The sequence below is a fragment of the Brevibacterium picturae genome, assembly GCF_030453725.1.
Classification (GTDB): Bacteria; Actinomycetota; Actinomycetes; order Actinomycetales; family Brevibacteriaceae; genus Brevibacterium; species Brevibacterium sandarakinum_A.
The window spans coordinates 15,359-35,990 of record NZ_JAKDJU010000011.1 but is presented as its reverse complement, the minus strand read 5'-3'; the positions used below and the strand labels follow the sequence as shown (position 1 = coordinate 35,990).

Below are 20,632 nucleotides of genomic sequence, written 5' to 3'. Positions count from 1 at the left end.
GAGACATGGACACAATTGTGTCATGCGTCATGTCCTCTCAGATCCCCGAGGTGGGGCTCGGTTGGGTCGATTCCGCGTTTCTTGACTCGACTGCGTAAAATTCCACTCATGTGTGGAATCGTTGGTTATGTATCCAAAGCAGACGTTGACAATGCCGATCACTCGGCGCTCGATGTGGTGCTCAGCGGCCTGAAAAGGCTCGAGTATCGGGGATATGACTCTGCCGGAGTCGCCCTTGTCACTCCTGCCCGAGATCTGGAGACCGCGAAGAAGGCCGGCAAGCTCTCGGCGCTGACCGATGAGCTCGAGGCGAACCCGCTTCCTGCTGCGCAGACCGGCATCGGACACACCCGGTGGGCCACCCACGGCGGACCCACGGACCTCAATGCCCACCCGCATGTGGCCGGCGGCGGAAAGCTGGCGCTGATCCACAACGGCATCATCGAGAACTTCGCTCAGCTGAAGAAGGACCTCACCGCAGAAGGCGTGGAGTTCGAGTCCGAGACCGACACCGAGGTCGCGGCCGCTCAGCTGGCCAAGAACTTCCAGGACACCGGCGACCTGACGAAGGCCATGCGCGTGACCGCCACACAGCTCGAAGGCGCCTTCACCCTCCTGGCCGTCCACGCCGACGCTCCCGGACAGGTCGTCGCCGCCCGCCGCAACTCGCCCCTGGTCATCGGACTGGGTGAGGGAGAGAACTTCCTCGGCTCCGACGTCGCCGCCTTCATCGACTACACCCGCACCGCGGTGGAGATCGGTCAGGACCAGGTCGTGACCATCACTCCAGACGCAGTGGTCATCACGGACAACGACGGCAACGAGGTCGACGGAGCTCAGTACGAGGTCGACTGGGACGCCGCTGCTGCGGAAAAGGGCGGGTTCCCCTCGTTCATGGACAAGGAGATCCACGACCAGCCACAGGCCGTCGCAGACACCCTGCTGGGCCGCCTCGACATCGACGGCAAACTCACCCTCGACGAAATGCGCATCGACGAGACGGTGCTCAAGACCATCGACAAGATCATCGTCATCGCCTGCGGCACCGCGGCCTACGCCGGCCAGGTCGCCAAGTACGCGATCGAACACTGGTGCCGCGTGCCCGTCGAGGTCGAACTCGCCCACGAGTTCCGCTACCGCGACCCGGTTGTGACCGAGAAGACCCTCGTCGTGGCGATCTCCCAGTCGGGAGAGACCATGGACACGACCATGGCCGTGCGCCACGCACGTCAGCAGGGCGCGAAGGTCATCGCGATCTGCAACACCTTCGGCTCGACCATTCCCCGCGAATCCGATGCAGCGCTCTACACGCACGCCGGCCCGGAGATCGCGGTCGCCTCGACGAAGGCCTTCCTCTCACAGGTCGTCGCCTGCTACCTGCTGGGCCTCTATCTGGCCCAGCTGCGCGGCAACAAGTTCCGCGACGAGATCACCACCATCCTCGAAGAGCTCCAGACCATCCCCGAGAAGGTCCAGAGCGTCCTCGACAATGACAAGCAGCAGGTGCTCGCGCTTGCCCGTCGCAACCAGGACGTCGGTTCTGTGCTGTTCCTGGGCCGCCACGTGGGCTACCCCGTGGCGATGGAGGGCGCGCTCAAACTCAAGGAGCTCGCCTACATCCACGCCGAGGGCTTCGCTGCCGGTGAGCTCAAGCACGGTCCCATCGCACTCATCGACGACGGCCAGCTGGTCATCATCGTCGTGCCCAGCAAGCGCGGCCGCGATTCCCTGCATGCCAAGGTCATCTCGAACATCCAGGAAGTCCGGGCCCGTGGCGCCAACACGGTGGTCATCGCCGAAGAAGGCGACGAAGAGGTCCAGGAATTCGCGTCCGAGGTCATCTACGTCCCCCAGACGACGACGCTCATGGCACCGCTGCTGACCACGGTTCCGCTGCAGATCTTCGCGATGGAACTGGCCACGGCCAAGGGCCTCGACGTGGATCAGCCGCGCAACCTCGCCAAGTCCGTGACCGTGGAATAAGGGGAGCGAGATGGCGATTCTGGGAATCGGCACCGACATTGCCGATGTGCCGCGCTTCGCCGAGCACATCGATCGGGTTCCCGAACTCCTCGATCGCCTGCTCACCCCTGGCGAACAGCGGCGGCGCAACGGCAAGCGCCGGACGGATGCCTCCTTGGCGGCGAGATTCTCCGCCAAGGAGGCACTGAAGAAGGCGATCGGCTTTCCCGGATGGCTGCCCTGGCAGTCCGCCGAGGTGGTTCCCGCCAGGTCCGGTGCGCCCTCATTCCGCCTGCGAGGTTTGGTGCTCGAGCACTTCCATCGCATCGAGGCAACGAACATCCACCTGTCGATCACCCATGATGCGGATCTCACCATGACCTTCGTCATCGTCGAAGGCCGGGGTCCCTCACTCAGCCCAAGCGTGGAGTGGGACGCGGACCACTTCGGCTGAATTCGCAGCGGGGCGTTCAAACATTTCGGCTCTCGTGTCCACCCCGCCATCGTGAGTTCGACCTTCGCAGATCCTTCACCACTGTGTTGTCAGGAGAGCCTCGATGGCGATCGCGGACGCCACCTGTGTGACAAGCAGGGGCCGTTGCCAACGCAGTGGCAACAGTGATGGCAGCACCATGACCCAGATTGTGAACGGCAGCCAGATTCGTTCGACCTCGGCCTTGCTCATGCCCGACAGTGTCGCCACCAGGATCGAGACGAAACCGGCGCAGCCCAGGACAGCGACCACGCGCCGGCCCTTGTCGGCACCTCGCCACGCTTCGGCGATGCTGCGGGGAAGGGCCGCCCATACTGCCAGTCCGCTGGTGAATGTCCAGGCTCCCAGGTTCGCCCACACCCAGTAGCCGTATTGCCGTTTGCTCTGGATCCCGTCGTAATAGCGGGTGACCAAGACGGGGAACCCCTCCCACCACCGGAATCCGGTCAGGGTGAATGCCAGGGCGACGGACAGCGCTCCGCCGAGCGCCCAGGGCAGTGCCGACCACCTGCCGCCGAGATAGATCACGGCGATGGCGAGTATCCCCAGCAGCAGCAGTCCATAGGAAAGATAGACGCACAGGCCGAGCAGCAGCCCCGCTGGGAGACCGAAGCCGATCAGGCGCGAGCGGCGGTCTGCTGTCGAAGCCAGCGCCAGAAGCGCCAATCCCCAGGCAGCTACCGCCATGAACAGCGCATCAGCGGACACACCCATCCAGATCGCCGCGGGTGCGGCTATCAGCCAGGGCGCTGCGCGGCGAGCGAGCTTCTCCGACGCCAGGGTCTTGACCGTCAGCAGGACCGCGACGACTCCAGTGCAGCCAAGAGTCATGACGATGACACCAGCTGTGTACGGGTCCGTGATGCCGATCCGGTCGAGCAGGATGAAGAACAGCGTTGCGCCCGGTGGGTGCCCGGCAATGTGAATCGGCCAGTGGTCAGGAGCGCGCAGCGGGACCTTTTCGATGAAGCCGGACAGGAATGCGGAAATCGAAGAGATTTCTTTGGCATCGACGAAGTATTCGCTGGGACGCTCGAACACCTTGCTGATGCTTTCCTTGCCGCCGACATGGGCAAGTGCGGCCGTCCACAGCCAGGATCCGGCGAACACCGCAGCGAGATAGGGGATCCAGTTCAGTGCGGAGCTGATGCGTCGCCAGCACAGAAACCCGGTCAGTGCCACGAGCATCGGCAGTACTAAGGTGAGTGCCGGCTCAGGTGTCCACCTCGCCTTCAAGGGGGGCCAATAGATGAAGACGTCCGTTCCCGTCACGCGCGGCCAGACGATGGCGGCGGCGGCGAAACCCGCACCGATGAGTGTACTGACTGTCGCTGCGGTCCAAGCCCGGCGGGAAAGTAAGGATGCTTGCGTGGGCACAATCACATTTTACCACTGGTACTGTCTCCTTATGCATGATCCTCTCGCACGTGAGCCGCTTAACTGCACGGTCGTGATTCCGTGCCGCGACGAGGCGCTGGCGTTACCCGGCGTCTTCAGTACAATCCCCGATGGCATGAACGTGATCGTCGTGGACAACGGTTCGGCCGATGGCACGGCCGACGTCGCCCGCAGCCTGGGCGCCGAAGTGGTGTATGAGGATGTCGCCGGCTACGGTGCTGCCGTGCACGCCGGGATCCTCGCCGCCACGGCCCCCTTGGTGGCGGTGCTTGATGGCGATGGTTCGATGGATCCCGCCGACCTGCCCGAGCTGGTTTCGGTCGTGAGCAGGGGCACCGCCACGATGGCGATCGGACGCCGCAGACCAGAGGGAAACGGTGTCTGGCCCTGGCATGCACGGGCCGGAACGGCCGTCCTGGCCTGGTGGATCCGACGCAGCAGCGGCTTTGGTGTGCATGATCTGGCTCCGATGCGGGTCTGCCGCCGGGACGATCTTCTTGCCTTGGACATCACCGACCGACGGTTCGGCTATCCGCTTGAGCTGATGATCAAGGCCTCGCGGGCGGGCTGGACCGTGCACGAGAGGGACATCGTCTACCGCAGGCGCATGCGCGGTACGAAGTCCAAGGTTTCCGGAACGCTGCTGGGAACGTGGCGGACCATTGCCGACTTCGCCAAGGTGCTGACATGAACGCGCCACCGACGATGCTGGTGGTCGCCAAGGCGCCCGTTGCCGGTCAAGCCAAGACCAGATTGGCGGCAACCGTCGGAGAGCAGACGGCAGCACGGATCGCCGCCGCCTCGCTGCTGGACACGCTGGAGGTCGTGGGTGATCTGGGATGGCCGGTGGTCATCGCGATGACCGGTGACCTCGACGAGGCGGCAATGGCAGACGAGCTTGCCGCGGCGTGTGGCAGGCACCGCGTCATCGCCCAACGCGGAGGCTCTTTCGCGTCCCGGCTGATCGCGGCTCACCACGACGCCGATGCAGGCCACGGGGTCGTGCAGATCGGCATGGACACGCCCCAAGTCACCGCGGAGAGCCTGCAGACGGCGGCAGCGGCATTGGAATGCCATGACGTCGCGCTGGGCCTGGCTGAGGACGGAGGATGGTGGATACTGGCTGCACAGAACCCCAGTTGGACGTCCAGCCTGGCCACGGTGGCGATGTCGAGGCCCGATACCGGCACTCGGACCAAGGAGGCGCTCGTGAGCAACGGCGCCCGGGTCGCCTCGGTTCCGGTCATGGCCGATGTCGACTACTGGGAGGACTCACACGCTGTCGCCTCCTTGATTCCGCAGAGCCGTTTCGCCGCCGAGGTCGCTCGGGCAGCCGACCGTGAACAGATTGGGTCCCAACCATGACCGAAACTATTGACTTCGCACCCCTGGACGCCTTGAACGCGGCCATGACAGGCCACGCATGCGACGTGGTCAGGGCCGATGGCACAACGACCCGATTAGATGTCCAGCAATGGACGGGTGCGCCCGACGCGACGGACCATGCGCTGTTCTTGGACCGCTGCATGGGCCCGACGCTTGATGTCGGCTGCGGTGCAGGCCGTCTTGCGGGTGCACTGACCGCGCGCGGCGGCAATGCTCTGGGGATCGACATCTCTCTCGTCGCCGTGAAATTGGCCCAGGAACGCGGCGCGGTCGCGGTTCACATGAGTGTCTTTGACGACGTGCCCGACGAAGGCTGCTGGCAGGATGCTCTGCTGGCAGACGGCAATGTCGGGATCGGCGGCGATCCGGTCCGGCTGCTGCGACGGATTCGCCAGCTGATACGTCCAGGAGGGTCCGTCTTGGTTGAGGTCGATGCGCCCGGGGTGGGCCTGGTGCATGAAAGTGTTCGATTGCGCGTCCAGGGACAGCTGACCGGAGCCTTCGACTGGTCGCTGGTCGATGCCGAGGCCATCGTCGGCGTTGCGGCCGCCGCAGGCTTCCACGGTTGCCGACTGCACCAGCACGAGGGCCGGTACATGGCCAAATTGACGCGTGAAGGGCGGCCGTAGCCGATGCGTTGGCGCAGTCCGATCCGCGGGCCGTGGCTGACATCGGTATTCGGTGCGGTGCTGCTGGCCGCACTGCCGTTGGTCACCGTGACCGGTCTGCTCTCCTACATCGCGTACGGACCGCAGCTGGGCCAGGCGATCCCGGGGGACGTGGGTTGGCTGCGGCTGCCGGCTTTCCAGTGGCCCACCGATCCCGCCTGGCTCTATCAGCTCAATCAGGGCATCCACGTCGTGCTCGGCATGGCGATCATTCCAGTGGTGCTCGCCAAGCTGTGGTCGGTGACACCGAAGCTGTTCACATGGCCGCCGATACACTCTGTGGCACATGCCCTCGAACGGCTGTCACTGCTCATTCTGGTCGGGAGCATCCTGTTCGAACTGGCCACGGGCGTCTTGAATATCCAGTACGACTACATCTTCGGGTTCAGCTTCTACAGTGCGCACTACTTCGGTGCGTGGGTGTTCATCGCGGCGTTCATCGCTCACGTGTGTCTCAAGCTGCCGAAGATGATCTCGTCCCTTCGCTCGAGGTCGCTGCGCACCGTGCTGCGCACTCGGCTGACCGAAACTCGTCCGGAGCCGCCCGATCCAGACGGGCTGGTGTCGGCCGACCCGGATCCGCCGACCATGAGCCGACGAGGTGCCCTGGCCATGGTCGGTGGAGGTTCTGCGCTGGTCCTGCTCCTCAGCGCCGGCCAGTCGATCGGTGGCGTGTTCCGCCCCTTGTCCGTGCTGCTGCCTCGAGGTCGTGTGCCAGGCGATGGGCCCAATGACTTTCAGGTCAATCGGACGGCCGTGGCCGCCCGCATCAGTTCCGACGACACCGGTGAGGCTTGGCGGCTGACCCTCAGCGGAGGAGACGGTGACGTGACAGTCAGCCGGGCGCAGCTGCTGGCGATGCCCCTGCACACCGCTGACCTGCCGATCGCCTGTGTCGAGGGATGGTCGACAACACAGACATGGACCGGCGTCCGGTTGGCCGAACTGGCGAATCTGGCGGGAGTCGGCGATCCGACCTCGGCGCGGGTCGCATCGCTTCAGAAGTCCGGCACGTTCAACGCCGCCACGCTGCAGCACAACCAGGTGCTCGCGCCCGACTCGTTGCTCGCCCTGCGAGTCAACGGCGCAGACCTATCGCTCGATCACGGATTTCCCGCACGGATCATCGTCCCTGCTATGCCCGGTGTGCACAACACCAAATGGGTGCGCTCCATCGAGTTCAGGACCTGATATGCCGACACATCCCGGATGGTTCCGGACGATCTACGGAGCTCGGCCCCGGCACCTGCTGGTCCTGACAGCGTGCTTCCTGCTGGCCGGATTCGCGGTGCTGGTGCGGGGTTTGGACCAGCTGTTCGACCCGGACGTGTGGTGGCAGTCTCCTGCGGTCTGGTTCCTGGGCGGGGCCGTCTTCGTCGATCTCGTGCTGCTTCCGCTCTGCGCCCTGGCAGACCGTGCGCTCGCGGTCGTCCTGCCCGCCGAGCGAACATCCCTGAAACGCGGATTGCGGATACCTATCGTCAACTACATCCGAGTCCCGGTCCTGGCCAGCGGACTGCTGTTCCTGCTGTTCTTCCCCGGCATCGTCGAGCAGGGCAGGAGCAGCTACCTGGCCGCCACGGGCCAGACCCAGGAGCCGTTCCTCGGACGTTGGCTGTGGCTGACGGCCCTGTTCTGCTGCCTCAGTATCCTGGCGTTCGCAGTCCGTTGCTGCGCACGCCGTTTGAGAACAAAGCGATCAATCGAAAGAGAGCGTGATGACTGAAACACCCGACATCGCCATCATCGGCGGCTCCGGCTTCTACACCTTTCTCGACGACCCCCACGAGATTGACGTGGACACGCCCTTCGGTGCGCCCTCGGCGCCGATCGCGACCGGCACCTTCACGCACGGTGACACCAGCCGCACTGTGGCGTTCCTGCCCCGACATGGGAAGGGCCACGAATTTCCTGCGCATCGAGTGAACTACCGCGCCAATATGTGGGCGCTGCGGAGCCTCGGAGTGCGCCAGATTCTGGCACCGTGCGCAGTCGGCGGACTCAAACCGAACCTGGGACCCGGGTCGCTGGTGGTTCCGGATCAGCTGGTCGATCGGACATACGGCCGGGCGCAGACGTTCTTCGACACGGGTGCCTGCCACGTCTCGTTCGCCGACCCGTACTGTCCCAGGCTGCGTTCAGCCCTGCTGGCCGGGCTTGCCGATGACCACGAACCGCCGGTCGACGGCGGAACCATGGCGGTGATCGAAGGTCCGAGGTTCTCCACCCGCGCTGAGTCCCAGTGGTACGCGGCACAGGGCTGGGACGTCGTGAACATGACCGGCCAGCCCGAAGCGATCCTGGCTCGAGAACTCGAGCTGTGCTACGCGACTGCAGCACTGGTGACCGACCTCGATGCGGGCATCGACTCGACGCACGCCGTCGACCAGTCGGAGGTCTTCCGGGTCTTCGCCGAACACACCGACACACTGAAATCGAGTCTGCGGACAGTGATCGCTTCCCTGTCATCGGAGCGTTCCTGCAGCTGCTCCCAGGCGCTGGCAGGCATGACACTGCCCTTGGAGCTGCCATGAAGGTGCTGCTGACCGGTGCGGCCGGCTTCATCGGACGACACATCGCCGAGGCAGCGGCGGCAGCCGGACACGAGGTCATCGGCGTCGACATGCTGCTTCAACAGGCCCATGGGACAACCGCGGAGTTGCCCACGGGCGTGGTCCACGGCGACATCCGTGATCCGATCCTGCTGGATGAGCTGCTGGCCGATGTCGACGTGGTGTGCCATCAGGCCGCCACGGTGGGCAACGGCGTCGACGCCCAGGACCTGCCCGGCTACGCCGCCCACAACGATCTCGGCACCGCCACCCTGCTGGCGGCGATGGCCCGCACCGGGACGAAGCGACTGGTGCTGGCCTCCTCCATGGTGGTCTACGGTGAAGGACGCTACACCTGCCCCACCGACGGCGATGTGCCTCCGGCCCCGCGGCAGGACAGAGATCTGAAGCGGGGTATGTTCGACCCGCGCTGCCCGCGCTGCGGAGGAGAAATCGAACCACACCTGATCGACGAGGATGCGGCCTTCGCTCCGCGTACGGCCTACGCCGCCTCGAAGATCGCGCAGGAGCACTACGCCGCTGCCTGGTGCACCTTGGAGTCGGGCCGCGCCATCGCCTTGCGCTACCACAACGCCTACGGACCCGGCATGCCGGCGGACACTCCGTACTCGGGTGTCGCGGCTATTTTCCGCTCGGCGCTTGAGCGCGGTCAACCACCCCAGGTCTTCGAGGACGGCACGCAGCTGCGCGACTTCGTCCACGTTGCCGACCTCGCCCGCGCCAACGTCGCCGCCATCGAAGCGGTCGGGGCGCATCAACCCGGGCTGAGTGCGTACAACATCAGTTCGGGTAGGGCATACACGATCGGCGACATGGCCCGAAGGCTGGCAGAGGTGATGGGAGGGCCGGAGCCGGTGGTCAACGGCCAGTACCGAGCCTTCGACGTCCGACACGTTGTGGCCTCGCCCCGGGCAGCCCTCGAGGGCTTGGGATTCGAGGCCGGCATCGGGCCCGATGAGGGCATCGCCGAACTCGCGACGGCGCCGTTGCGCCACCGATAGTGTGCTCCCACTGTCCAGCGGAGAAGCTCACAGGAGTGCCCCACCTCGGCGTGGTCGGGAATAGACTCGGGCCATGAGCACTTCGACCCACACGAACTCCCCATCGACGCCCGATCCGACGAATCCTGAGCTGGCAGCAACCCTCGACATCCACCTGCCCACCACCGCCGATGCCGCGGACATCGCGCCCGGTCTCGTGACTCTGCGTCGTGCCCTGCATGAGAACGCCGAGGTCGGACTCGATCTGCCCGCCACCCAGAGACTTGTTCTCGACGCCATCGAGGGCCTCGACGTCGAAGTGACGAAGGGCAACGGGCTCTCTTCCATCGTCGTCGTCCTCCGCGGTGGTCAGCGCGCCGAGGATGCGACCGGCGTCGTGCCTGCCGTGCTCCTGCGCGGAGACATGGACGGCCTGCCCGTGGAGGAGGCGACTGGGTTCGACTTCGCAGCCACGACCGGCCGGATGCACGCCTGCGGCCACGACCTGCACACGACCGGCCTGGTGGGCGCGCTCAAACTCCTCCACCGCGACCGGGACTCGCTGCCCGGCGACGTCGTCTTCATGTTCCAGCCCGGAGAGGAAGGCTATGACGGGGCCGGGAAGATGATCGACGAGGGCGTCCTCGACGCGGCGGGCCCTCGGGTGAAGGCGGCCTTCGGCATCCACGTCTCCGCCGACCAGGACCTCGGCGTCGCCTACTGCCGTCGCGGCTCGTACATGGCCGCGTTCTCGACGATGTCCATCACCGTTCGCGGCAAGGGCACCCACGCCTCCCGCCCGGCCACAGGCCGGGACCCGATCCAAGTCGGCGCCATGCTCGTCGGACAGCTCCAGGAGTACGTGACCAGACGTTTCGACATCTTCGACCCCCTCGTCGTCACCGTCGGCCAGTTCAACGGCGGCACCGCCCCGAACGTGATCCCCGACTTCGCCCAACTCGTCGTCAGCGTCCGCTCCTTCTCCGACGACGCCACGGCGCGGGCCGAGGCTGAACTCCCGCAGCTTGTCACCGAACTGGTGGCCGCCCACGGCCTCAAGGCCGAGGTCGACTACGAACGAGTGCTGCCGCCGACGATCAACGATGACGAGGAAGCGGACTTCTTCCTCGAGACCTTCGCCGACCTCTTCGGCGCCGACCGTGCTGTGGAGCGAGCGAACCCGATCCCCGGTTCCGAGGACTTCTCCCGCGTCCTCGATCAGGTCCCCGGCGCGTATGGCCACTTCGGTGCGGCGCTGCCGAATCTGCCCGTCGAGGAACGCGAAGCCAACCATTCGCCCCGAGCCCGTCACAGCGACGAGGGACTGGCCGATCAGGCGCTGTTCCTGGCGCATCTGGCCGGGCGCAAGCTCGCCGACCTGGCGCAGAACTGAGGAGACGCCGATGTCAGTCTTCGCCTACCCCAGCACGGTCATCCGTGGGGCCGAACGCCCCCTCCTCGAGGCCGGCGTCGATCTCATGGCGCGAGCCTCGCGGGCACTGGCCCAGTTCTCCACCGATGTGTTGCGGGAAAGGCGAGGTCAGATCTTCGGTGCCCGCGTGTGCGTGCTCGCCGGCCCCGGCAACAACGCCGGAGATGCGCTCTTCGCCGCTGCGGCTCTGGCCCGGCGAGGGGCTCACGTCACCGTCGTGACACTGTTCGACCACACCCATGACGAGGGACTGGCCGCGGCGCGCCGGGCCGGGGCCAGTGTCATCGGCTTCCCGAGTCCACAGGGGACCGCAGACTCGAGCGCCGAGGCGGCTGCAGGCGGGCCGCCCGACGAGGCCGGAGCATGTCTGCGCACGGATATTTTGCGAGAACTCTCCCGATCAGATCTCGTCCTCGATGGCATCCTCGGCATCGGGGGTCGGCCTGGATTGCCCGAGCACATCGCCTCGCTCATCCGCGACTGGCGACACTCAACCAGCACCAGCTCCGAGACCAGTCGCACCACCAGGACGACGAGCACGCCGACGGTCATCGCCGTCGACGTCCCCTCGGACCTGTCACCGGACGCGGCAGGTGCCGATGACAGGATCCATGCCGATCACACCGTGACCTTCGGCGGGCTCAAGACGGAGCTGATCGACCCCCGCGTCACCGCGTTCACCGGCACGGTCCATCTCGTCGACATCGGACTCGAACTCGATGAGAACCAGGCCACCGCCGAGGTGGTCGACACCGATGACCTCAACGCGGACTTCCCCCGCCCGCAACCTCAGGGGCACAAATACTCTCGCGGAGTCGTCGGCGTCCTCGCCGGGTCCGAGGAGTACCCGGGTGCAGGAGTGCTGACGACCACCTCGGCGGTCAACTGCGGTGTCGGCATGGTCCGGTCCCTGGGATCCCAGATGGTCGCCGAATACGTCATCGGCCTCCACGCCGAGGTGGTCACCGCCTCGGGTCGGATGAACGCCGTGGTGATGGGGCCGGGCAACCCGGAGGACGAACACGTCCACGCCCGCGTCGACGAACTGGCGGACACGAACGTTCCCGTCGTCCTCGATGCCGGGGCGCTGGACATGGTCGGTCGCGCGGAGTCGGTCAAGGGCACATGGCTGGCGGAGAGGCCCGTCGTCCTGACCCCGCACGCCGGTGAGCTGGCGCGGCTGCTCAGCCGCCTCCTCGGCGAGATCATCACCTCGAGTCGGATCAACGCCGACCCCATCGGCTGGGCGCAGCGAGCCGCGCATTCCAGTGGCTGCATCGTCCTGCTCAAGGGACACCAGACCGTCATCGCCGCCCCGGACGGGTTCTGCGTGCTGCCGGAGGCCGGACCGGCCAGCCTGGCCACCGCGGGGTCCGGAGACGTGCTGGCCGGGATCATCGGTGCCCTGGTCGCGACCGTCCACGCGAAGAATCAGCAGGAGCCACCGCTCCCGGAGCGCGAACTGGCCCACACCGTCGGACTCGGGGTGCTGGTGCACAACGCTGCAGGTCGGCGGGCGGTGAACGCCGGAGCACTGGTCGATGCCGTCGCCGAGGTGGCAGGGGAGCTCATCCTCGGCGGATCCCTGATCGAGTGAGAGGGGCACTGACCGAGTGAGCAGATCCCTGATCGAGTCAGCGGGCGCCTGTTCGAGTCAGCGGGTCCCTGTCGGAATGAAAGATGACGGTCCACGGTATTCTTATCCGGTGACATCAACCGATTCCTCAGGGGCACTGGTCAGAGCCGAGATCGACGTGGCCGCTCTGCGGGCCAACGCCGCGGTCCTCGCCGAACGCCTCGGCCCCGCCCGCCTCAAATGCGTCGTCAAGGCCAACGCCTATGGCCACGGCATCGACATCGTCGCCCCGGCGCTGTTCGCCGCCGGTTGGCGTGATTTCTGTGTGGCCACGATCGCCGAGGCGCTGCACCTGCGCGAGCTGCTGGGCGACGACGTCACCATCACAGCATGGCTGTACGGGCCGAACACCGACCTCGACTCTGCCGTCGCCGCCGGGATCGAGCTGGGGGTGTCCACCGTCGACAGTCTCGATCGACTGCGTGACGCGGCCCGTCGGGTGAACACCACGGCCCGTATCCATCTCAAGGTCGACACCGGTCTTGGCCGCAACGGTCTGGCGCCCGCTGACTGGGCGCGCGCTCTGGAACATCTGCAGGAGCTCGCCGCCGAGGCGGGCCCGGTCGCAGCCCCGGGCGTGACCGACTCGGCCGGAGTCGGCCCGGGCCTCGAAATCGTGGGCATCATGAGTCACTACGCCGTCGCGGACGAACCCGAACGCGTCGAAACCGCGCAGCAGACGCAGATCTTCACTTTCGCCCACCGCGAACTCACGGCGGTGCTCGACGAGGCCCAGGGCCGCCTCGGCGAATCGGATCGACTCGATGTCCACATTGCGAACTCGCCGGCAGCGCTCACACTCTCACCATTTCCGGGCACTTCGGCTCGGGTGGGCCTGTCTCTGTACGGTCTCTCTCCGCTCGAGGATCAGACTTCGCAGGATCTGGGGCTGGTGCCGGTGATGCGGCTGGTCTCCCAGGTCGTCAATCTCAAGGACGTCCCCAGCGGTCACGGCGCCTCCTACGGGCTCACGTTCACGGCCGCGGCCGACACCCGGTTCGCGCTGGTGCCCGGCGGCTATGGGGACGGGATCGCCCGCACCGCATCGAATAGGGCCGAGGTCTCCATCCGCGGAAACCGGTATCCCGTCGTCGGCCGAATCGCGATGGATCAGATGATCGTCGAGGTCGGTGCCGGCGAGGTCGCCATCGGCGATGAGGTCGTCATCTTCGGCCCCGACGGGCCCAGCGCGGCCGAATGGGGGACCTGGGCCGATACGATCAACTACGAGATCGTCACGCGCATCAATGACCGCGTCGACCGCGTGGAAGTGGAGCCGCAATCGACCGACGGGCCAAGTCTGTGATGCAGATTCAACTGAGGTCACTTGACCAGATGAGGACCTTCGCCGAGGCGCTCGCCGGGCACCTCCGGGCAGGTGATCTCCTCATCCTCAGCGGCAACCTCGGCGCGGGGAAGACGACATTCACACAGTCCCTGGGGCGTGCCTTGGGAGTCACCGGGCGGATCACCTCACCCACCTTCGTCATCGCCCGCGAGCATCCTTCGCACGGCGAGGGCCCCGCACTCGTGCACGTCGACGCCTACCGGCTCTCCGACGCCGAGGAGCTCGGGGACCTCGACCTCGACTCGGAGCTCGAGGAGTCGATCACCGTCGTCGAATGGGGTGCGGGACTCGCCGAACAGCTGAGTAGCGACTACCTCGGACTGACGATCACGCCGATGTTCGACCTCGCCGCGGACGGCGGCGGGGTCGAAGGCGACGAGGCTGCCGACGATGCTGGTGAGGATGACGCCGACGAGGACGAACGCCGCCTCGTCGAACTGCACGGCCACGGCAGCTCCTGGGATGCACGGCTGCAGCAGGTGAGAGACTCGCTCCGGACCCTGGCAGGTGCGATCGAGGTCAGCGAATTCGGCGGGTCAGAGGGGTCCGCCGACGAGGAGGAGCGCCAGTGATCATACTCAGCATCGATACCTCCCAGGCCGCCTCCGTGGCTCTGGTCGACACCGAATCGGGGACCGTCCTGGCGGCAGAACAAGCCGATGACCAGCGCAGGCACGTCGAGTTCATCGGACCGGCTCTGGCCAAGGTGCTTGCAGATTCGGCCCAGCCGAACCTCGTCGTCACCGGAATCGGTCCGGGACCATTCACCGGGCTGCGTGTGGGCATCGCTGCGGCCATCGCGGTCGGTCAGGCTCGTGGGATTCCGGTCAAGGGCCTTCTGTCCCAGGCCGCGCTCGCCGAGGAACTGCGCCGAACGAATACTCAGACCACGGGGCCGGTGCTCATCGCCGCGGACGCCCGACGCAAGGAGGTCTATTTCAGCGTCTACGAGAGCTCGGACGCGTCGCTGCAGGCCGGGCCTTTTGTCGCCAAGCCGACCGAGGTCGACGATGTTCTCGCAGCTGAAGGCCCGACGGACATCAGTGGCCGCCTCGGCCGCGGATTTCTCCTCTATCCGGACGTCCTCGGGCAGTCCAGCTTCCCTGCGATCGTCGACCCACGCGCCGAATACCTCGCGTTCGCCGCAGCCAGCGAGATCGCGGCCGGGCGAGAGCTGGCCGAACCGGTTCCCGAATACCTGCGCGAGCCCGACGCCAAGTCGACACCGGTGCGTGGGAGCACACTGAAATGAGCCCACTGAAATGAGGGCCGGGAGATGAGCACGGGCGCGCCGCACGAACAGTCAGGCATCGACGAACTGCGCTGGTGGGATCTGGACGAGGTCGCGGACCATGATGCCGCCATCTTCGGCTCCACCGCGTGGACGCTGACGTACTACTGGGCTGTGAAGGCTCAGGCTGGAACGGCGATGTTCGCGGCACGGACCCCCACCTCGGCGCTGGCCGGGTGGATCGTGATGTCAGCCGCTGGCGGTGAAGCGGACGTCATGACCATTGCCACCACCGAGGTTGGACGCGGTCAGGGCATCGCGCGACGGCTGCTCCGGGCCGGGATCGACTGGGCCCTGAGCCGAGGGGCCGGGGCCGTGCACCTCGAGGTTGATGAGCACAACGAACCGGCACTGGGCCTCTACCGTTCCTGCGGATTCTCAGAATGGGGCAGACGCCCCGACTACTACCCGGGTGCCGACGCGATCCTCATGCGCTTCCATCCATAAGTCGGAGTCGCCGGCCGCTCGCGGACTCACGCTGCGTAAAGTTGGCAGGCCACACACACGGTGGTCGGTCTACGCCCGAGCTTCGGTCGCCAGCCGCACGCCGAGTGCGATCATCACCGCGGCGCTCGTGCGATCGAGCCAGATCTTGACCCGTTCACGGGTGAGGATGCCACGGGCACGGGTGGCAAGAAGAACGATGGCGGCGTGCCACACCGTGCCGATGGTCAGTGCGATGGCCACGAGCAGCACACCCCATCCGGCGGCCGTCGGGACTGTCGGCAGGAACTGGGGCAGGATGCTGATGTAGAAGACCCCGACCTTCGGGTTGAGGAGATTGCTGGTCATGCCGCTGCGGACCGCACTGACAGCGCTCTGTGAGGGAAGATCGTCAGCCTCGGTGGCCGTTGCTCGGTTGCGGGGCAGCGATTTCCAGATCGCGGTGCACCCGAGCCAGACCAGATAGCAGGCTCCGGCGATCCGCACCACGTCGTAGGCGAGGGTGGACGCCGCCAGCAGGGCTGTGAGGCCGATGAGGCTGGCAATCGCCCAGACGGCGTGACCCATTTCGACTCCGATGACGGCGGCGAAACCGGAGCGCCTGCCGTGAAGCAGTGTTGACCTCAGGACGATCATGAGATCGATCCCGGGTGTGGCAGCTCCGATCACGGCCACAAGGGCCCATGCCAACAGCTGGTGTGAATCCATGTCTGTCTCTCGAATTGTTCGTCGTTGCAGCGGGGATGTTGATTCAGCTTACATCCTCCGATTCCGGCGTCAGGAGCGGCCGAGCACAGCTCAGGAGACAGGCGAAGCAGCGGGACGGGTGGCAGTGGGACCGGCAGCGGCAGGACGGCCGGCAGCGGGATGGTCGGACAGAGACGTCAGCTCCGAAAGAAGTTCGCCATTGAGTTCGAACGCGGTCATCGTCTCATCGATGACGGTCTGCTCGTTCCCACCTGTGCCTGCGATGTCGTTGAGGCGCAGACGGTAGGAATCCTTGTACGGTTTCGTCTTGCCCAGCTTCGTGAAGTCCCACATGGTCAACGCGCTGGCAGGAATGTCGTAGTGCCTGCCCATGAGCGCTCCGATGGCCTGACCGCCGGAGAGATCGCCGAGGTAGCGCGTGTAGTGGTGCGCGATGACCTGCTCAGGCTTGTCGAGCCGGCCGAGATGTCTTCCATATGCTTCGGCGCTGCGGGTGATGGGCAGGTCGGCATCGTTGAGCGTGAACTCCTCCGTGCCGGTGAGTTCCTGCAGGTCCCGGACGATGCGCTCACCTCGGAACAGATTCGCATCGTGAAAAGGTGCAAAGATCGGGTCCTCGGCGAACTCCCGGGACTTCGCCTCGAGGGCTGCGTAGATGACCGTGTACTGCTTGAGCAGGAGCGAATAGGCGCGTGCGTCGAGCCTGCCCTCCATGAGATCGACCATGAAATTCGTGTGCTCGACCTCGTCGTGGATCGTGGCTGTGCTGGCCTTGAGGCGAGCTGAGAATGGTTCAGTCATGATGTTTCCTCGTTGAGAGATCGATGATCCGGAAGTGTCTCGATTGCCCGAGCAACTACAGTACTCGTTTTCATCTTAGCCTAGCCTGCCCTTACCCGTAACCCTGCCCTTTGCGACCATTGCCAAAGGGTAGGCTGGAGTCATGGAAAGAGTGCAATTGGCCGACACGAATCTGATGGTCCACCCGCTGCATCTGGGAGGCAATCCCTTCGGCTGGGGTGCAGACAGGGATCAGAGCTTCGCGGTCCTCGACGCCTACGCTGAGGCGGGCGGAAACTTCATCGACACAGCGGATGCCTATTCCGCGTGGGTCGACGGCAACTCCGGCGGTGAGTCGGAGACCATCATCGGCGAATGGATGGCCTCGCGTGGCAACCGCGATGACATGGTCATCGCCACCAAGGTCGGAGCGCATCCGAAGCGCAAGGGCCTCGACCCAGCCAACATCCGCAAATGCATCGACGCTTCCCTGCGTCGCCTCGGAACGGACCACGTCGATGTCTACTACGCACACTCCGACGATGAGAACGTCGATCAGGTGGCAGTGGCGGAGACCTTCGACGCGCTGGTGCGGTCCGGGAAGGTCAGCTACCTCGGCGCTTCGAACTTCACCTTGAATCGTCTGCAGTCGGCGATGACGATCAGCGCACAGTATTCCCTGGCCTGCTACCGCGTCGTCCAGGACCGCTACAACCTCGTCTCCCGAGGTGCCGTCGACGCCCGGAAGCAGGAATACCTGCGGGCGCGAGGCATCGCCGAGCTGCCCTTTCACTCCCTGGCCTCGGGCTTCCTCACCGGAAAGCACACCGGGGGAGATGCCAGCGGAAGCGTGCGTGGTGAACGCGTCGCCGACTATCTCGAGAATCAGGAGGCGCTGCGCGCCCTCGAAATCCTTGACGATGTGGCCTCGGCTCACAATGCCAGCATGACCGCGACCACTCTGGCCTGGCAGCTGACACACGATTTCATTCCCTCCACCATCGCCTCGGCGCGGGTGCCCGAGCAGCTGACACAACTGCTTGCCGGAACCGAACTGCAGCTGGCCGATGACGAGATCACGGCGCTCAACGATGCGTGGGTGGAAGCATGACGGCGACGAGCCCACGCCTGGTCAACTGGGAGAACGGCACCGATCTGGTCATCGAGCTGCCATTGGCCGTCGACGTTGCCACCGTCTGGGCCAAGCTCGTCGACAGTGAGACGGCCGGCTCCTGGTTCGCGTCGTTCACCGTCGACGACGCTGCTGCCGAATCTGACAGTGTCGAGACGGGCGGCGACGGCGGCGATGAAGCGGGCGGCGACGGCGGCGATGAGGCGAGCGGCGACGGCGGGAACACCAACCCTGCGATCACCTTCGACCTCGGCGAGACCCAACTGCACGGTGAGATCCTCAGCTGCGAGGCCGAAGATCATGTCCTCGTCGAGCTCGAGGACTTCGGCGTGCTGGGGATGGCGCTGCTCGCCCTCGAGCTCACGGACGGGGATGCGACCCTTCTGGTCTTCACCCAATCCGCGCCCGACGTTGAGAGTGCACGTCTGAAAGCGGCGGACTTCGGGCCGATGTGGGACACGCACCTGCGCCTGTTCGCTCGAGTCTTCGGACTGGACGTCGCCGAGGCCGGTGAGGAAGAGCTGCTCGCCCTCTATGCGGACCTCGAACTGGAGGACAGTCAGGACGCCGAGAGCGAGGCGAACCAGGCATGAGCGAACCCCTGGTGCTGGGCATCGAATCCTCGTGTGACGAAACCGGAGTAGGAATCGTCCGGGGCCGAACGCTGCTGACCAACACAGTCTCATCCTCGATGGATGAACACGTTCGCTTCGGCGGTGTGGTCCCCGAAGTGGCCTCACGGGCACATGTGCAGGCGATCGGACCGGCCATCGCGTCGGCCTGCGATCAGGCAGACATCGCCCTGAGCGACCTTGACGCGATCGCTGTCACTGCAGGTCCCGGGCTCGGCGGTGCATTGATGGTCGGAGTCGGAGCCGCCAAAGGACTCGCGGCGGCACTCAACCTGCCGCTCTACGGGGTCAACCACCTCGCCGCGCATGTGGCTGTGGACCTCATCGCCGACGACATCGACGGACTGACCACACCGACCATCGCGCTCCTCGTCTCCGGCGGGCACACGGAGATCCTGCGTATCGCCGACGTCGTCGACGACATCGAACTCATCGGCGCTACGATCGACGACGCCGCCGGCGAAGCCTTCGACAAGACCGCGCGGCTGCTGGGACTCAACTACCCGGGTGGGCCGAACATCTCCAAGGCCGCTCTCGGAGCGCTCGACGGGAGCGGAATCCCCGGTGACCGCACTGCCGTGAAGTTCCCCCGCGGACTGGCGAAGAAGCAGGATCTGCGCGATCCCGAACGTCGCTTCAACTTCTCGTTCTCCGGACTCAAGACCGCCGCACTGCGGGAGGTCACGAAGGCCGAAACGCTGGGAACGGACCTGCGCGTGGCCGACATCGCGGCCGGATTCGAAGATGCCGTCGTCGACGTCCTCGTCACCAAGACGCTGCTGGCCGCCGCCGACACCGGAATCAACCATGTCGTGCTCGGTGGGGGAGTCGCGGCGAACTCCCACCTGCGCGAGGTGCTCGGAGCCAGATGCGCCGAGGCGGGGGTGAGGCTGCGAGTGCCGCCGCTGGGACTGTGCACGGACAACGGTGCCATGGTCGCTGCCCTCGGATCCGAGCTCGTCCGCCGCGGGATCGCGCCGAGCAACCTGTCATTCGCAGCAGTCTCTTCATTGGATGTCGATCATGTCCTCGTCTGACCCGAACGCCGGCGACCAGAACGCCTACACGCACGACAGGAGCGGTGCCTCACGCGATGAGACCGCCTACGGCCCGAACTCGAAGGATCTGCCTGACTACCTGCCGCCTCGGCGATCAGGCGACGGGTGGACTCTCGGCTCGGACGGGCAGAAACATTGGGGACTCAACGGTGCCGCAGGGCTGATGCTGCTCGATCCCGAGCAGGGGATCCTCATGCAGCATCGCGCCCTGTGGTCGGTCGAGGGTGGAACCTGGGGCTTCCCCGGTGGTGCCCGTGACCTGGGCGAATCCGCCATCGACGCGGCCGTTCGCGAATCCTTTGAGGAAGCAGGCGTTCCCGACATAGAGGCCGAGGGCATCGAAATCCTTGAGACCTACGTCCTCGACCTCGGCGATTGGTCGTACACGACCGTCATCGCTCGGACCCTGCGTCATTTCGAACCGGTCATCAACGACCCGGAGAGCATCGAGCTCGAGTGGGTGCCGATCGACCGGCTCACCGATTACACGCTGCACTCCGGGGTCGCCGCGTCGCTTCCGGCGCTGCTGGAGCTCCTCCGCCCCCACCTGTGAGTCGCGGCCGCTGACGAGCCGCGGCGGACCCCGACGACGGCTTCATCGACAAACGGGCCCAGCGTCGACAAACGGGGCCAGCGTCGACAAACGCGTTTGGGCGTGCGTATCTCGACGCTTGACCCGTTTATCGGTGGGAGGGTGCGGCGGGCTCGCGG

At 65.8% G+C, this 20,632-nt stretch carries 22 protein-coding genes; 19 read left to right on the top strand and 3 right to left on the bottom strand.

Going from position 1 to position 20,632, the window contains the following annotated elements; all coding sequences use genetic code 11:
- Nucleotides 1-108: 108 nt before the first annotated feature.
- Nucleotides 109-1,983, top strand: coding sequence for a glutamine--fructose-6-phosphate transaminase (isomerizing) (glmS, locus tag L0G76_RS02600; protein WP_304355822.1), 1,875 nt, complete (start codon nt 109-111; stop codon nt 1,981-1,983).
- A 10-nt stretch (nt 1,984-1,993) separates the two neighbouring features.
- On the top strand, nt 1,994-2,416 hold the full coding sequence (locus L0G76_RS02595) for a holo-ACP synthase (protein WP_304355821.1): 423 nt from the start codon (nt 1,994-1,996) through the stop codon (nt 2,414-2,416).
- A 75-nt stretch (nt 2,417-2,491) separates the two neighbouring features.
- Here the strand turns inward: L0G76_RS02595 and L0G76_RS02590 are convergent, their stop codons facing one another.
- The gene (locus L0G76_RS02590; RefSeq protein ID WP_304355820.1) at nt 2,492-3,832 is read right to left on the bottom strand and encodes a hypothetical protein; all 1,341 of its coding nucleotides are present in this window, start codon (nt 3,830-3,832) and stop codon (nt 2,492-2,494) included.
- A gap of 31 nt (nt 3,833-3,863) precedes the next feature.
- Here L0G76_RS02590 and L0G76_RS02585 point away from each other — a divergent pair, with 31 nt between their 5' ends.
- The 13 genes from L0G76_RS02585 to L0G76_RS02525 all read left to right on the top strand — a co-directional run bounded on the left by L0G76_RS02585 (nt 3,864) and on the right by L0G76_RS02525 (nt 15,614).
- Nucleotides 3,864-4,544, top strand: a complete 681-nt coding sequence (locus tag L0G76_RS02585; RefSeq protein WP_304355819.1) for a glycosyltransferase family 2 protein — start codon at nt 3,864-3,866, stop codon at nt 4,542-4,544.
- Nucleotides 4,541-5,218 (top strand): TIGR04282 family arsenosugar biosynthesis glycosyltransferase, encoded by a 678-nt coding sequence (locus tag L0G76_RS02580; protein WP_304355818.1) that lies wholly within the window; start codon nt 4,541-4,543, stop codon nt 5,216-5,218. The genes L0G76_RS02585 and L0G76_RS02580 overlap by 4 nt, the downstream gene beginning before the upstream one ends.
- Nucleotides 5,215-5,868, top strand: a complete 654-nt coding sequence (locus tag L0G76_RS02575) for a class I SAM-dependent methyltransferase (protein ID WP_304355817.1) — start codon at nt 5,215-5,217, stop codon at nt 5,866-5,868. Before L0G76_RS02580 ends, L0G76_RS02575 begins: the two co-directional genes overlap by 4 nt.
- 3 nt (nt 5,869-5,871) lie before the next feature.
- Nucleotides 5,872-7,098 carry a molybdopterin-dependent oxidoreductase gene (locus tag L0G76_RS02570; RefSeq protein WP_304355816.1) on the top strand — a complete coding sequence of 409 codons (1,227 nt, stop codon included), beginning with the start codon at nt 5,872-5,874 and terminating at the stop codon, nt 7,096-7,098.
- 1 nt (nt 7,099) lies between these two features.
- Nucleotides 7,100-7,633 carry a hypothetical protein gene (locus tag L0G76_RS02565; protein WP_304355815.1) on the top strand — a complete coding sequence of 178 codons (534 nt, stop codon included), beginning with the start codon at nt 7,100-7,102 and terminating at the stop codon, nt 7,631-7,633.
- Nucleotides 7,626-8,441, top strand: coding sequence for an S-methyl-5'-thioadenosine phosphorylase (locus tag L0G76_RS02560; RefSeq protein ID WP_304355814.1), 816 nt, complete (start codon nt 7,626-7,628; stop codon nt 8,439-8,441). Before L0G76_RS02565 ends, L0G76_RS02560 begins: the two co-directional genes overlap by 8 nt.
- The gene (locus L0G76_RS02555) at nt 8,438-9,481 is read left to right on the top strand and encodes an NAD-dependent epimerase/dehydratase family protein (RefSeq protein ID WP_304355813.1); all 1,044 of its coding nucleotides are present in this window, start codon (nt 8,438-8,440) and stop codon (nt 9,479-9,481) included. The genes L0G76_RS02560 and L0G76_RS02555 overlap by 4 nt, the downstream gene beginning before the upstream one ends.
- A 73-nt stretch (nt 9,482-9,554) precedes the next feature.
- Nucleotides 9,555-10,853, top strand: coding sequence for a M20 metallopeptidase family protein (locus L0G76_RS02550; protein ID WP_304355812.1), 1,299 nt, complete (start codon nt 9,555-9,557; stop codon nt 10,851-10,853).
- Between the two features lie 10 nt (nt 10,854-10,863).
- Nucleotides 10,864-12,489, top strand: coding sequence for an NAD(P)H-hydrate dehydratase (locus L0G76_RS02545; protein ID WP_304355811.1), 1,626 nt, complete (start codon nt 10,864-10,866; stop codon nt 12,487-12,489).
- 109 nt (nt 12,490-12,598) lie between these two features.
- A complete protein-coding gene (gene alr / locus L0G76_RS02540; protein WP_304355810.1) occupies nt 12,599-13,834 on the top strand; it encodes an alanine racemase in 1,236 nt (411 codons plus the stop codon).
- Nucleotides 13,834-14,448, top strand: a complete 615-nt coding sequence (gene tsaE, locus L0G76_RS02535) for a tRNA (adenosine(37)-N6)-threonylcarbamoyltransferase complex ATPase subunit type 1 TsaE (protein ID WP_304355809.1) — start codon at nt 13,834-13,836, stop codon at nt 14,446-14,448. Before alr ends, tsaE begins: the two co-directional genes overlap by 1 nt.
- Entirely contained in the window at nt 14,445-15,128 is a 684-nt protein-coding gene (gene tsaB / locus L0G76_RS02530; protein WP_304355808.1) for a tRNA (adenosine(37)-N6)-threonylcarbamoyltransferase complex dimerization subunit type 1 TsaB, read from the top strand. The genes tsaE and tsaB overlap by 4 nt, the downstream gene beginning before the upstream one ends.
- Nucleotides 15,129-15,152: 24 nt before the next feature.
- On the top strand, nt 15,153-15,614 hold the full coding sequence (locus L0G76_RS02525; RefSeq protein WP_304355807.1) for a GNAT family N-acetyltransferase: 462 nt from the start codon (nt 15,153-15,155) through the stop codon (nt 15,612-15,614).
- 69 nt (nt 15,615-15,683) lie between these two features.
- Here L0G76_RS02525 and L0G76_RS02520 read toward each other — a convergent pair whose 3' ends face one another.
- Both L0G76_RS02520 and L0G76_RS02515 read right to left on the bottom strand, forming a co-directional pair.
- On the bottom strand, nt 15,684-16,319 hold the full coding sequence (locus L0G76_RS02520) for a LysE family translocator (RefSeq protein WP_304355806.1): 636 nt from the start codon (nt 16,317-16,319) through the stop codon (nt 15,684-15,686).
- A 90-nt stretch (nt 16,320-16,409) separates the two neighbouring features.
- Nucleotides 16,410-17,120 carry a biliverdin-producing heme oxygenase gene (locus tag L0G76_RS02515; RefSeq protein WP_304355805.1) on the bottom strand — a complete coding sequence of 237 codons (711 nt, stop codon included), beginning with the start codon at nt 17,118-17,120 and terminating at the stop codon, nt 16,410-16,412.
- A 142-nt stretch (nt 17,121-17,262) separates the two neighbouring features.
- On the opposite strand from L0G76_RS02515, the gene L0G76_RS02510 reads away from it, so the two are divergent.
- The 4 genes from L0G76_RS02510 to L0G76_RS02495 are packed head-to-tail and all read left to right on the top strand — an operon-like array spanning nt 17,263 to nt 20,474.
- Entirely contained in the window at nt 17,263-18,210 is a 948-nt protein-coding gene (locus L0G76_RS02510; RefSeq protein WP_304355804.1) for an aldo/keto reductase, read from the top strand.
- The gene (locus L0G76_RS02505) at nt 18,207-18,824 is read left to right on the top strand and encodes an SRPBCC family protein (RefSeq protein WP_304355803.1); all 618 of its coding nucleotides are present in this window, start codon (nt 18,207-18,209) and stop codon (nt 18,822-18,824) included. Before L0G76_RS02510 ends, L0G76_RS02505 begins: the two co-directional genes overlap by 4 nt.
- A complete protein-coding gene (gene tsaD / locus L0G76_RS02500; protein ID WP_304355802.1) occupies nt 18,821-19,900 on the top strand; it encodes a tRNA (adenosine(37)-N6)-threonylcarbamoyltransferase complex transferase subunit TsaD in 1,080 nt (359 codons plus the stop codon). Before L0G76_RS02505 ends, tsaD begins: the two co-directional genes overlap by 4 nt.
- On the top strand, nt 19,887-20,474 hold the full coding sequence (locus tag L0G76_RS02495) for an NUDIX domain-containing protein (RefSeq protein WP_304355801.1): 588 nt from the start codon (nt 19,887-19,889) through the stop codon (nt 20,472-20,474). Before tsaD ends, L0G76_RS02495 begins: the two co-directional genes overlap by 14 nt.
- Nucleotides 20,475-20,632 lie beyond the last annotated feature (158 nt).